Genomic DNA, 13,194 nt, shown 5'->3' with positions numbered 1-13,194 from the left:
CGGCGGCGCCGGCGCTCTCGTGGGCCGCTCCGGCGGTGTCACCGAGGGCGGACCCGGCAGTCTCGGCGGTGTCGCCGAACATGCCCTTGAACCAGTCGAGCAGTTCGCTGAACAAAGAGATCAACTCCGTGGTGGGGTGCCCGTGCGGGGCACCGGACGTCAGGGGATCGGAGTCCTACCCCGTCACGCCGCGTCTACGGCCGATCGCGCTCGCGATCCACCGTGCTTTCCCCCACCCCGGTATCGGGAACTTTCGGCGATCACCCGCCGGCGCCGTCCTCGGGGCGCAGCGCGGCGGCGAGTTCGGCCAGTTCGGCGTAGTCGGAGCCGCCCGCGACGACGAGGACGGCGTCGCCGTCGGTGCGGACCAGGGCGCGCCGGTCGGCGTCCGCACTGGTGTAGCGGTCCCAGGTGTGGCCGCCGGCCTCGGCGGTGCCGTCGGCGGTCCCGCCCTCGGTGGTCTCGGCGACGAACGCCTCGGGGTCGCCGTCGCTGATGGCGAACTCGGCGTGCCGGTCCTCGGGGGTGGCGAACCCGAGCACCCAGGTGACGGTGTCGCCGGTGGTCAGCCGGGTGCTGGTGGGCACCCACCCCTCGGGCAGGTCCTCGGGGGCGTAGGCGGTGTAGTCGGCCTGGTCGGCGACCACCGCGGCGTCGGGGCCGTAGTCGACGCTGGGGATGTGCTCGACCTGGCGGGCCCGCATCACGCCGACCACGGCGAGCAGCAGGACGACGAGGATGCCGAGGGCGGCGGCCAGCGAGCCGAGGGTGGCGTCGGCGCGGTTGTACGTGCTCATGATGGGTCCAGCTTGCCGCAGCCCGCGGCGGGGGCCGCGCCGGGGTGGGGTCGGGCGCTACTCGGCCCGGGTGCGCGGCTGGAGCCGCGACAGCAGCTCGGTGATGCCGTCGGCGAGGTCGCGGGCGGCGGCGTCGTCGCGCCGGACGACCTCGCCGACGGCGACGAGCATGGAGCCGCTGACGACGAGCAGCAGGGCCTCGTCGACGGGCTCGTCGGCCTTGCGGAACAGGGCGACGTTGCGGTCGGTCCACTCGCGCAGCCGGTCGCGCAGCTGGGAGTCGAACCCGGGCGGGCCGTCGCCGCTGAAGAAGAGCACGGTGGTGTCGCGCTCCTCGATGCAGCCGTCGAGGTAGGCGCGGGCGGCGGTGTACATGAGCCGGGTGGGGTCGGTCTCGCCGGAGGCGCGGGCCTCGCTGACGGCGCGGTGGGTGCGCTCCTGCTGGCGCTGCTGGAACTCCTCGTACAGCGCGAGGTAGAGGTCGGCCTTGCCGCTGAAGTGGTGGTAGAGGCTGCCGACGCTGGCGCCCGCCAGGGAGACGACCTCGCTGACGCCGGCCCGGGCGAACCCGACGGTGCGGAAGACCTGGGCGGCCGCGCCCAGCAGCGCGCTGCGTGTCGCGGCGCCCCGGTGGGAGACCCGCACCTGCTTGCGCACCCTGTCGACCGTCACGTCCGCACCCCGTCCCTTCCGGCGCGTGCCTCGGCCCGCCTAGGTCGAGGTTACGCCAGTCTGGCTAACCTGGGTCCCAGCCGCCCGACCGCGGCGTTCCGATCGAAGGCCCGGTGCCGCCGCCCGACCGGGGCGGGGCCCGGCCGGCTTGGAGAGGCTGATCCATGAGCATTCCCACCGTCCCGCCGCCGCCCGCCGACGCGCCCGACCGCAACCTCGCGCTGGAGCTGGTGCGCGTGACCGAGGCGGCGGCGCTGGCGGCGGCGCGCTGGGTCGGCCGCGGCGACAAGAACGGCGCCGACGGCGTGGCGGTGCAGGGGATGCGCCACCTCATCAGCACGGTGGCGATGAACGGCACGGTCGTGATCGGCGAGGGCGAGAAGGACGACGCGCCCATGCTGTTCAACGGCGAGCGGGTGGGCGACGGCACCGGCCCCGAGTGCGACGTGGCGGTCGACCCGATCGACGGCACCCGGCTGACCGCCATGGGCATGCCGAACGCGGTGTCGGTGCTCGCGGTGAGCCCGCGCGGGTCGATGTTCGACCCGTCGGCGGTGTTCTACATGGAGAAGCTGGCGACGGGCCCGGCGGCGGCCGACGCCGTCGACATCACGGCGCCGGTGGCCGAGAACGTGCGGGCGGTGGCGCGCGCCAAGGGCGGGTCGCCGCGCGACGTCACCGTGGTGATCCTGGACCGGCCGCGCCACGAGGGCATCGTCCGCGAGGTCCGCGAGGCCGGGGCGCGCATCAAGTTCATCACCGACGGCGACGTGGCGGGCGCGATCATGGCGGCCCGGCAGGGCACCGGGGTGGACCTGCTGCTGGGGATCGGCGGGACGCCTGAGGGGATCATCGCCGCCTGCGCCATGAAGTGCCTCGGCGGGGTGATCCAGGGCCGGTTGTGGCCAAAGGACGAGGACGAGCGCCGCCGCGCCCTCGACGCCGGGCACGACCTCGGCCGGGTGCTGACGACCGACGACCTGGTGGCGTCCGAGGACGTGTTCTTCGCGGCGACCGGTATCACCGATGGTGAGCTGGTCGGCGGGGTGCGGTACGAGGCGGGCGGGGCCACCACCGACTCGCTGGTGATGCGCGGCCGCAGCGGCACGGTGCGCAAGGTGCTCAGCGAGCACCGGCTCAGCAAGCTCGCCACCTACAGCGGGGTGGACTTCTCGCCCGGCTCCTGACCGCTCCCACCGGGCGTGAACGGGCCTTTCGGACGTATGCGCATTGGTACCTTCTTACGGATACGCGCGTCCCTCCGGAGGTCCGATGTCCTACCCTGATCCCCCCAACCCGCCGGCGTGGGGCCCCGCCGGCCCACCGGTCGGCGGGCCGCCCTCGGCACCCCCGGGGTACCACCCCTCCGCACCGCGGCCGCCGGCGCCGCGCGGCCGAAACCTGTGGATGGTCCCGGTGGCCGCCGTCCTGGGCGTCTCGCTGCTCGCGACCACCGTGTGGGCGTCCAACGCGTTCGTCTCCTCCCTGTTCGGCGGCGCGCAGCCGGAGACCGTGCTGCCCGGATCGGCGGTCGTGTTCGCCAAGGTCGACCTGAAGCCGAGCGGGGGGCAGCTCGCGAACTACGCGCAGTTCGTCAACCGGCTTCCGGACTCCGTGAAGGACGAGATCGACCCCGAGGCCGACCCCGCCCAGGAGATCGTCGAGTCGATGATCGACGACCTCGAACTCGACATGACCTACGAGCAGGACTTCGAGCCGTGGGTGGGCCGCCGGTTCGGGGTGGCCGCGTGGCCCGCGCGGAACCAGGACGCCGCCGAGAGCGACGGCCTGGCCATGGCGGTCGCGCTGGCCGTGGAGGACGAGGACGCCGCCACCGCCGCCCTGGGCGAGGTCGAGGACACCGCCGGGGAGTTCGTCTTCGCCCTGCGCGACGGCTTCGCGGTCCTCGCGTCCAACGACGCCGCGCTGACCGAGGCGCTGGCCGAGGCCGACGCCGGGACGCTCGCCGACCAGGAGGCCTACGCCCAGGACACCGCGGACCTGGGCGGCGCCGCCGCCGCGATGTGGATGGACGCGGGCGCGGTCGCCGACGCGGCCGCCGCCGCCGGCGACACCTCCTTCACCGACCCGCTCGGCACCGGCGAGCAGGTCGAGGTCGCGGGCCGCATGACCGTCGGCCTGACCGTCGAGCCCGAGTACGCCGAGGTGCGCGGCTCGCTGCTCGGGTTCACCGCCGACGGGGTCTCGCTGGCCGACTACGAGGCGCCCGAGCCCGGCCTGGACCACCTGGGCGACCTGCCCGACGACACCGTGCTCGCCGTCGGCGGCAACGGCCTCGACGCGCTGCTGCGGCAGGCCCAGGAGGAGAACCCCGACGACTTCGCCGAGATCGAGGCCGGCCTCGGCGAACTGGGCGTGTCCCTGCCCGGCGGCTGGACCGACCTGCTGGGCACCCGCACCGCGCTCGGCATCACCGACTACGCGGGCCTGATGGAGGGCTTCTCCAGCTACGGCGGCACCGGGGACCTGTCGATGCAGCTCCGCGCGGAGGGCGCCGACGCCGCGCTGCTGGAGGAGATCTCCACGCAGATCGCGGCCGACGGCTACGGCACCGCGCCCGGGGTGTCCGCCGAGGGCGGCACCGTGGTGGTGTCGTCGGGGTCGACCGGCACCGGCCGGCTCGGCGACGACCCGGTGTTCCAGCGCACCATGCAGGGCACGGAGACGGCCATCGCCGGGTTCTACATGGACCTGCGGCCGGTCATGGAGCAGTCCGGCGAGCCCGGGCCCGAGCAGTGGGGATCGGTGGGCGGCTCGCTCGCCCTGGACGGCGCCGACGCGACGTTCCAGGCCCGCTGGGCCCCCGACGGCGCCGCCTGACCGGCATCGGACCGCCGAACGGCCCGGCCCCCCGAGGGGGTGCCGGGCCGTCCGCGTGGCGGTCCCGCGTCAGTCGATGAGCCGGCGCCGCATCTGGAACACGGCGAGGCACCACATGAGCGCGGCGAACACCAGGATGCCGGCGAGGTGCCCGAGGTCGTCCGCGCCGAGGCCGAACACGGCGCCGCGCACCAGCTCCACGCAGTGGTACAGGGGGTTGAGGCGGGCGACGGCCTGCGCCCAGGGCGGCAGCGTGTCGATGGGGAAGAACGTGCCCGCGATGAGGAACAGCGGCGTGATCAGCCCGGACATGATGTAGTCCATGGTCTTGATCGACGGGACCAGCGCCGACATCCAGATGCCGGCGAGCGCGAACCCGAACCCGGTGGCGCACGCGATCAGCGGCACCAGGAGCATGCCGGGCGACGCGGGCAGCCCGAACCCGACCGCCACCAGCATCGGCGCGCACCCGTACACCCCGGCCTTGGCGGCGATCCAGGCGGCCTCGCCGGTGACCAGCTCGCGCACGTCGACGGGCGCGGCGAGCATGCCGTCGTAGGTGTGCTGGAAGACGCGCCGCACGTAGGTGTCGATGAGCCCGGGGAACATCGAGGTGAACAGCACCGAGGTGGCGACGATGCCGGTGCCCAGGAAGTGGATGTAGGGCTGGCCGTTGATGATGCCCACCAGCGAGCCCAGCCCCACGCCGAACGCGAGCAGCATGACGACGGGCTCGACCACGGCGGCGAACGTGGTGGGCTTCCAGCTGCGCCGGTACAGCGCCCACTCGCGGACCAGGACCGCGGCGACCGGGGCGAACTCGAACCGGCCGGGCGGTGCGGCGGCGGGCGGCGGCGCCCCGGCGGCGGTGGGTGTTCCGGTGCGGGTCATTCGACCGCCTCCCCGGTGAGGGCCACGAACACGTCCTCCAGCGTGGCGGCGCGGGCGTCGCCGGCGCCGAGGGTGTCGCGCAGCGAGGGCGGCAGCGCCTCGGCGCGCAGCACCGCGACGTGGGCGCCGGTGCGGCGGCTGGCCAGCCCGGCGGCGCGCACCCGCTGTTCGAGGGCGTCGGGGCCGTCGGGGCCGGGCCGGAACTCCTCGACGGTCGCGCCCGCGTGGGCGGCGACCAGGTCGGCCGGGGCGCCGCGGACGACCACCCGCCCCTTGGCCATGAGCGCGACCTCGTCGGAGAGGCGCTCGGCCTCCTCGATGTAGTGGGTGGACATGAGCACGGTGACGCCGTCGTCGCGCAGCCCGGTGACCACCCCCCACAGCTCCTGGCGGACCTGCGGGTCGAGGCCGACGGTGGGCTCGTCCAGCAGCGCCAGCCGGGGCCGGTGCACCAGGCCGCGGGCGATGAGCAGGCGCCGCCGCATGCCGCCCGAGAGCTTGTCGGTGCGGGTGTCGCGGCGGTCCTCCAGGTGCGCGATGCGCAGCGCCCGCTGGACGGCGGCGGCGCGGTGGGCGCGCGGCACCCGGTAGAGGTGGGTGAACACCTCCAGGTTCTCGGCGACGGTGAGCTCCTCGTCGAGGTTGTCGTGCTGGGGGACGACGCCCATCAGGGCGCGGGCGCGCTTGGCGGCGCGCGGGACGGCGTGGCCGAGCACGGTGATCTCGCCCGCGTCGGCGCGGCTCTGCGCCGTGAGCATCCGCATGGTGGTGCTCTTGCCCGCGCCGTTCGGGCCGAGCAGGCCCATGACGATGCCCTCGGGGACGTCGAGGTCGAGGCCGTCGACGGCGGTGAAGGCGCCGAAGCGCTTGACGACGCCGCGCAGCGCGATGGCGGGCGCGGCCCGGCGGGGGCTGTCGGGTCCGGCGGTGCGGGAGCCGCTGGGCGCGGCGTCGCGTGGCGGTGGCATGGGTTCACGTTAGGTGGCGGCCGCGCCCGGCTCCAGTCGTTTTCCCCGCGCGGCGGACGCCTTCGCCCCGCGGGGCGGGCGGGAGCGGCTAACGTGAGGGCCGTGAACGACGGCGTCCCTCCCGCGCGGCTGCGCGCCTCCCACACCGACCGGGAGCGCGTGATCGCGGTGCTGCGGTCGGCGGTCGAGGACGGCCGGCTGGACCTCGCCGAGTTCGAGGAGCGCGCCGACCGCGTCTACCGGGCCCGTACCCTCGGCGACCTGCCGCCGGTCACCGCCGACCTGGTGCCCGCCGCCGCGCAGCCGATCCGGTTGCACACCGAGCCCATGGTCGCCCTCTTCAGCGGGGTGGAGCGCTCCGGCCGGTGGGTGGTGCGGCCCCGCGAGGGGGCGGCGGCGCTCGGCGGCACCCTCCGGCTCGACCTGCGCGACGCCCTCCTGGTGCGCGACCGCGTCCGGATGACGGCGTGGGCGGTGTTCGGCCGCATCGACGTCCAGGTCCCCGACGGGGTCGACGTCCGGGTGCGCGGCTGGTCGTTCCTGGGCCGCCGCACCACCTCGGTGCGCCGGCCGCGCCGCGACGACGCCCCGGTCCTGGAGATCGACGGGTTCTGCCTGTTCGGTTCGCTGGCGGTGCGGGCGCCGCGGCGGCGCCGCGCCTGGCTGCCCCGGCGCCGCCGGGCGCACGAGCTGGAGTAGCGGCCGCGCACCACCACCCCCGGGTTGCCCCCGGGCGCGCGCTGGGAGGAGCGGCCCGCAGCGCCCCCACGGTGACGCCGGGCACACCGGCGCCGACCAGCGGGGGTGTGCGCGGGGGCGCGGGTACCGGCGGGCGGGGAGTCTGGCAGTCTTGTGACCAGGTTTCCTGGAGGTGTCTTTCTGCAATGAGTGAATTCCGCGTCGAGCACGACTCGATGGGCGAGGTCCGGGTCCCCGCCGCGGCCAAGTGGCGGGCGCAGACCCAGCGCGCGGTCGAGAACTTCCCGATCTCCGGCCAGGGTCTGGAGCCCGCGCACATCGCGGCGCTGGGCCACATCAAGGCCGCCGCCGCCAAGGTCAACGCCGAACTGGGCGTGATCCCCGCCGACCTGGCCGAGGCCGTCCGCTCCGCCGCCCTGGAGGTCGCCGAGGGCAAGTGGAACGGCGAGTTCCCGATCGACGTGTTCCAGACCGGGTCGGGCACGTCGAGCAACATGAACACCAACGAGGTCGTGGCCACCCTCGCCGCCGAGCGGCTGGGCGCCCCGGTCCACCCCAACGACCACGTCAACGCGTCGCAGTCCTCCAACGACGTGTTCCCCTCCTCCATCCACATCGCCGCCACGGGCGCGGTCGTCAACGACCTCATCCCGGCGCTGCGGCACCTGGAGGGCGAGCTGTCGCGCAAGGCGGCCGAGTTCGCGACCGTGGTGAAGAGCGGGCGCACCCACCTCATGGACGCCACCCCGGTGACCCTGGGCCAGGAGTTCGCGGGCTACGCCGCGCAGGTCCGCTACGGGGTCGAGCGGCTGGAGGCGACGCTGCCGCGGGTGGCCGAGCTGCCGCTGGGCGGCACCGCGGTGGGCACCGGCATCAACACCCCCGAGGGCTTCTCCGCCCGGGTCATCGCCGAGGTCGCCGCGGCCACGGGCCTGCCGCTGACCGAGGCCCGCGACCACTTCGAGGCGCAGGGCGCCCGCGACGGCCTGGTCGAGCTGTCCGGCCAGCTGCGGACGGTCGCGGTCGGGTTCACCAAGATCGCCAACGACATCCGGTGGATGGGCTCGGGGCCGCGCACCGGCCTGACCGAGATCTTCCTGCCCGACCTCCAGCCGGGCTCCTCGATCATGCCGGGCAAGGTCAACCCGGTCCTGTGCGAGGCGGTCCTCCAGGTGTCCTCCCAGGTGGTCGGGAACGACGCCGCGGTGGCGGCCGGCGGGGCCAGCGGCAACTTCGAGCTGAACGTGCAGCTCCCGCTGATCGCGCGCAACGTGCTGGAGTCCATCCGGCTGCTGGCCAACGTGGCGCGGGTCTTCGCCGACCGGTGCGTGGCCGGGATCGAGGCCAACGAGGAGCGGTGCCGCGAGTACGCGGAGTCCTCGCCGTCGATCGTCACCCCGCTCAACCGCTACATCGGCTACGAGGAGGCCGCCAAGGTCGCCAAGCAGGCGCTGGCCGAGCGCAAGACCATCCGCCAGGTGGTCGTCGAGCGCGGCTACGTCGACGCCGGGAAGCTCACCGAGGAGCAGCTCGACGCCGCCCTGGACGTGCTCGGGATGACCAACTCCTGATCCGCCCGCGGCGGCGGGGCGGGCCGGTGGGCGGGGCGGACCCGCGCACCGGCCCGTCGGCCGTCCGGGGCGCGTGGCCGGATGCGGCGCGGCCGTCCGGTGTCGGGCGTTCTTAGTACCCTTCAGGGGCACCCTCCGGCCCCCCGGCCCCGCTCCCCCGAGAGGCGACCCATGGCAGTGGACAACGGCGACGACACCCGCGTGGTGGCAGGACGCTACCGGCTGGGGCGGGAGCTCGGGCGGGGCGGCATGGGTGCCGTTTGGCTGGCGTGGGACGCCCAGTTGGAGCGCGAGGTCGCCGTCAAGGAGGTGCTGCTGCCGGGCCACCTGACGGAGCGGGAGCGCGCCGACGCCCACGCCCGGGTGCGCCGCGAGGCGCAGTCGGCGGCGCGGGTGGCCCACCCGTCGGTGATCACCGTGCACGACGTGTTCGAGGCCGACGGCCACCCGTGGGTGGTCATGGAGCTGATCCGGGGCCGGTCGCTGCAGGAGGAGCTGAACGCGCGCGGCCCGCTGCCGGCCGCCGAGGCCGTCCGGGTGGCCCGGGCGCTGCTGGAGGCGGTGCGGGCGGCGCACACCAGCGGGGTGGTGCACCGCGACATCAAGCCCGGCAACGTGATGGTGTGCGACGACGGCCGGCTGGTGCTCACCGACTTCGGGATCGCCACGGTCGAGGGCGGCTCGTCCATCACCCGCACCGGCACCCTCATCGGCTCACCCGAGTACATGGCCCCCGAGCGGCTGGAGAACGAGCGCGCCGACCCCGCCTCCGACCTGTGGAGCGTGGGGGTCACCCTGCACACCGCGGTACAGGGCCGGTCCCCCTTCCAGCGCGAGACCATCACCGGGGCGATCGCGGCTGTGCTGTCGGCGCCGATCCCGCACCCCGACCGCGCCGGGGCGCTCGCGCCGGTGATCCGCGGCCTGCTGGAGCGCGACCCCGCGCGCCGGCTGACCGCCGACGCGGCCCTGGCGCTGCTGCGCGGCGCCGAGGCCGGAACGGGGCCCGCCACCGGTCCGCGCCCGGCCGCCGGGCCGCCCACCGGGCACCAGCCGTCGGGCCCGCACACCCCGCACCCGGCCACCGGGGCGTTCGGCCGGCCGGGCGGGGCCGCCTCCGGCCCGCACACCGTCCACCCGTCCGGCCACCCCTCGGGGCCGCACACGCCCTACCCCGCCCGCCACCCGTCCGGGCCGCCCACCCCGTACCCCTCCCGGCGGCCGTCCGGGCCGCACACGCCCTACCCGTCGGGCCCGCGCACCCCGTTCCCGACCGGGCCGCGCCCCACCGCCTCCGCGGCGGCCGGGCCGCCGCCGGGCGGCCGGTCCGGGGCGTCCGACGGCGACCGGCGCCGGGGGCTCGGCGCGATGCTGCCCGTGCTGATGGGCGTCGGCGCGCTGGGGCTGGTCGCCGCCGTGGTGGCGGTGCTGCTGCGGCTGGCCGACACCACCGAGTACCTGCGGTTCCAGACCGAGTGGTACGAGGTCGACTACCCGGCCGATTGGACGGTCGACGACGGCGAGCTCGCCGAGCAGGGGCACGTCTACTTCAACCGCCCCGACCAGAACGGCTCCATCTACGTCAACGCGTGGGAGAACGCCTCGGGCGACCCCGACACCAGCTACGGGTGGGTGGAGCAGGACGACGCCGGGTTCCGCGAGGACGGGGCCATCTCCGGCTACGAGGTGCTGTCGATGGAGGAGGTCGACTCGTCGGCGTTCCCCGACGACTGGGACGTGGCGTCGTTCGAGGCGGAGTTCGACCACACCGACTGGAGCACGAGCCGCCGGCACTTCGACTCCACGATCATCACCATCGGCGGCGAGTCCTTCGCGGTGACCATGAACGTCCCCGCGGCCGAGGCGGGCGACTACCGGCGCGTGTACGACAGCGTGGTGGAGTCCTTCCAGCCGGTGTGACCGGTGTGACCGGTGCGGCGGCCGGCCACCGGCGCCCGGCCGGCGGACCGCTCCCCCGGAACGCGCCGGCCCCCGCGACACGGGGTCGCGGGGGCCGGCGGACGCGGGCCGGTCGGCTAGTACCAGCCGTTGGCCTGGGAGTGGTTCCACGCCTCGCAGGGCGAGCCGTAGCGGTCCTCGATGTAGCCCAGGCCCCACTCGATCTGCGTGGCGGGGTTGGTCTGCCAGTCACTGCCGGCGGTGGCCATCTTGTTGCCGGGCAGCGCCTGCGGGATGCCGTAGGCACCGGAGCTGGGGTTCTCCGCGGAGGGGTTCCAGTTGCTCTCCTTCTCCCACAGCGGTTCCAGGCAGTCGAACTGGTCGGCGCCCCACCCGTAGTCGGCGAGCATGGCCTGCGCGATGCCCTTGGGGTCGCCCGAGGGGGCGGGGGTGCCGGAGTCGGACCCGGTGTCCTCCTCCTCCGGTTCCTCCTTCTCCTCGGTGGCGGTCCCGGTGACCGAGGCGGTGCCGTCGGCCTGCTCGATGCGCTCCTGCACCGCCGCGCGCTGCTCGGCGAGGTCCTCCTCGGAGAGCTGGACGGCGCCGGCGAAGAAGTCCGACTGCGCCTCGGCGGGGTCGGCGGGCAGCGCCGCGGCGGTGGCCTGCCCGGGGTCGCCCCCGCTGTCGGCGAAGGCGGACACGGCGAACGTCGCGCCGGCGACCATCGCGGCGGAGCCGACCGCCGTGGCGACCCGCAGCGAGATCCGGTTGAGTAGCAAGAATCGCCCTTCCGTCAGCCGCGTGCCCGGCGATGCGCACGCGATCGACCACGGCCCCTGTCCTCGCTGGTGCGGTCCACACGGGGGGAGCGACGTCTGGGGCGTGCCTGATCGCCGGCCGCCGCCGTCGCGGAGGTGCGCGGGAATCCGAAGGACCACCGGGGGTGGCCGACTCCTCGCGCCGCAGGGGCTCCTATATCGGAACGGCACCCACCCTGCCGCATGATCACGGTGGCGTAACGCCGTTCACGGCGTGTCGTGGATCACATCACGGACGGTGAGGGGTGAACCCGCCCGTATCCGGCGGCGACGACGCTCCGTGACGCCGTCGTCCGGTGTGGCGTATCCGACCCCGCCGGTGCGGCGGGGCCGGATGCGCCGGACGGCGCCCGGTCAGGACCCGCCCTCGGGGGTCAGCGTCCGGCTCCACAGGGCATCGCCGGCGAGGTCGCGAAGGTGCACGGTCAGCTCCTTGGAGGCCGGGTCGATCTCGACCTCGCCGAAGTGCTGGAAGCCGCCCATCGGTGAGGTGTTGGGGCTCGGCGGCGCGTTGACGAACACCGCCTCGGGGCCGAACGTGGGGTCGAGTTCGCTCGGGCCGAACGCGCCCGCGTGCAGCGGCCCGGACACGAACTCCCAGAACGGGTGGAAGTCCTGCTCGACCGCGCGGTCCGGGGAGTAGTGGTGGGCGGCCGTGTAGTGGACGTCGGCGGTCAGCCAGACGACGTCGCGTACCCCGTTGCGGTTCAGCCGGCGCAGCACCCGGGCGATCTCTGACTCGCGGCCGCGCGCCCGCCCGGGCAGGCCGTTGGCGACCGCCTCGATGGCGTCGCCGTCGCGCACAACGACCCCGAGCGGCATGTCCGACGCCACGACCTTCCAGGTGGCCCGCGACCGGGTCAGCCCGTCGACCAGCCAGTCGGCCTGCCGGGGGCCGAGGATGTCCTCGGCGGGCGCGGTGCCGGGCGAGTTGGCGTCGCGGTAGGGGCGCATGTCGATGACGAAGACGTCGAGGTCGGGGCCGAAGGAGAGCTTGCGGTGGATGCGGCCGTCCACGGCCTCGCGGGGGACGATGGGCTGCCACTCGTGGAAGGCGCGGTGGGCGCGGCGGGCCAGGACGTCGACGCTGCGCTCGGTGTAGCGGTCGTCCTCCAGGATCTCGCCGGGGTACCAGTTGTTGGTGACCTCGTGGTCGTCCCACTGCACGACCTGCGGGACGCGGGCGGCGAAGGCGCGCAGCGCGTCGTCCAGCAGGTTGTAGGCGTACTGGCCGCGGAACTCGTCGAGGGTCTCGGCCACCTTGGACTTCTCGGGGGTGACGAGGTTGCGCCACGTCCGTCCGTCGGGCAGTTCGACGTGCTCCTGGATCGGGCCGTCCGCGTAGACGACGTCGCCGCTGTGCAGGAAGAAGTCGGGGTCGCGGTCGGCCATCGCGGCGAAGATCGGCATACCGCCGATGTCGGGGTTGATGCCCCAGCCCTGGCCGGCGACGTCGCCCGACCACACGAACCGGATCGGCCGGTCGCCGCCCGGGGTGCGGAACGACCCCTCGACGGCCTCGCTGGCGGCGCGGCCGGACTCGGCGCGCACCCGCACGTGGACGTCGCTGCCGGGGCGCAGGCCGGTGATGCGGACGCGGCCGGTGCCGTCGCCGGCGGGCGTCAGCCGGGGGCCGCGGATGACGCGGGCGTCGGCGAAGTCGGGGCGGTCGGAGACCTCGACCACCATCCGCGCGGCGCGGTCGGCGCGGGTCCACACCACGGCCCCGTCGGGGCGCGGGTCGCCGAACTGGACGCCGTGGGTGAGCACCGGGCGGTTGCGGCCGTAGGCCAGGGCGGGGGCCGAGCCGATCCCGCCCGCGGCGGCCGCGCCCAGGCCGACGGCCCCGTAGCGGAGCAGGCTGCGGCGGGAGAGCGGGGATCGGGGGGACGCTGGGGGCATGCGGGACTCCTCGTGGCGGTGGGACGGGGCGCACGGGGATTCTGCACCCCGGCGGGGTCCCCGCCGCCAACGGCCGCCGACATCGGCGTGAACTGCGGCTCCGCCCCCGGGCCGCCCGTCGGCGGGCGGACCGGGG

At 75.1% G+C, this 13,194-nt stretch carries 11 protein-coding genes; 5 read left to right on the top strand and 6 right to left on the bottom strand.

The annotated features are described in order from the left end of the window. Positions 1–260: 260 nt before the first annotated feature. A complete protein-coding gene (locus NT8_RS22690) occupies positions 261–797 on the bottom strand; it encodes a DUF4245 domain-containing protein (RefSeq protein ID WP_067973364.1) in 537 nt (178 codons plus the stop codon). Between the two features lie 57 nt (positions 798–854). Further along, a complete protein-coding gene (locus tag NT8_RS22685) occupies positions 855–1,469 on the bottom strand; it encodes a TetR/AcrR family transcriptional regulator (RefSeq protein ID WP_067973362.1) in 615 nt (204 codons plus the stop codon). 164 nt (positions 1,470–1,633) lie between these two features. Here NT8_RS22685 and glpX point away from each other — a divergent pair, with 164 nt between their 5' ends. Further along, positions 1,634–2,656, top strand: coding sequence for a class II fructose-bisphosphatase (gene glpX, locus NT8_RS22680; RefSeq protein ID WP_067973359.1), 1,023 nt, complete (start codon positions 1,634–1,636; stop codon positions 2,654–2,656). Positions 2,657–2,885: 229 nt separating this feature from the next. Then, on the top strand, positions 2,886–4,310 hold the full coding sequence (locus NT8_RS22675) for a hypothetical protein (protein WP_157515943.1): 1,425 nt from the start codon (positions 2,886–2,888) through the stop codon (positions 4,308–4,310). 69 nt (positions 4,311–4,379) lie between these two features. On the opposite strand, the gene NT8_RS22670 is transcribed toward NT8_RS22675, so the two are convergent. Both NT8_RS22670 and NT8_RS22665 read right to left on the bottom strand, forming a co-directional pair. Then, complete coding sequence (locus NT8_RS22670) at positions 4,380–5,201, bottom strand: ABC transporter permease (RefSeq protein WP_067973347.1); 822 nt, start codon at positions 5,199–5,201, stop codon at positions 4,380–4,382. Beyond that, complete coding sequence (locus NT8_RS22665; protein WP_084469194.1) at positions 5,198–6,169, bottom strand: ABC transporter ATP-binding protein; 972 nt, start codon at positions 6,167–6,169, stop codon at positions 5,198–5,200. Before NT8_RS22665 ends, NT8_RS22670 begins: the two co-directional genes overlap by 4 nt. Positions 6,170–6,271: 102 nt before the next feature. Here NT8_RS22665 and NT8_RS22660 point away from each other — a divergent pair, with 102 nt between their 5' ends. From NT8_RS22660 to NT8_RS22650, 3 genes are all read left to right on the top strand, one after another. Next, positions 6,272–6,868, top strand: coding sequence for a DUF1707 SHOCT-like domain-containing protein (locus tag NT8_RS22660; RefSeq protein ID WP_067973345.1), 597 nt, complete (start codon positions 6,272–6,274; stop codon positions 6,866–6,868). A gap of 185 nt (positions 6,869–7,053) precedes the next feature. Next, on the top strand, positions 7,054–8,439 hold the full coding sequence (locus NT8_RS22655) for a class II fumarate hydratase (protein WP_067973339.1): 1,386 nt from the start codon (positions 7,054–7,056) through the stop codon (positions 8,437–8,439). Between the two features lie 171 nt (positions 8,440–8,610). Next, positions 8,611–10,359, top strand: a complete 1,749-nt coding sequence (locus tag NT8_RS22650) for a serine/threonine-protein kinase (RefSeq protein WP_084469193.1) — start codon at positions 8,611–8,613, stop codon at positions 10,357–10,359. A gap of 116 nt (positions 10,360–10,475) precedes the next feature. Here NT8_RS22650 and NT8_RS22645 read toward each other — a convergent pair whose 3' ends face one another. Further along, positions 10,476–11,117 (bottom strand): aggregation-promoting factor C-terminal-like domain-containing protein, encoded by a 642-nt coding sequence (locus NT8_RS22645; protein ID WP_067973336.1) that lies wholly within the window; start codon positions 11,115–11,117, stop codon positions 10,476–10,478. A gap of 393 nt (positions 11,118–11,510) precedes the next feature. Further along, positions 11,511–13,058, bottom strand: coding sequence for an alkaline phosphatase D family protein (locus NT8_RS22640; RefSeq protein WP_067973335.1), 1,548 nt, complete (start codon positions 13,056–13,058; stop codon positions 11,511–11,513). Positions 13,059–13,194 lie beyond the last annotated feature (136 nt).

It is taken from the genome of Nocardiopsis trehalosi NBRC 14201, from assembly GCF_001552555.1.
GTDB classification, from domain to species: domain Bacteria; phylum Actinomycetota; class Actinomycetes; order Streptosporangiales; family Streptosporangiaceae; genus Nocardiopsis_B; species Nocardiopsis_B trehalosi.
Note: the sequence above shows the minus strand (reverse complement) of the source record. Positions and strands in the feature narration are given on the sequence as shown.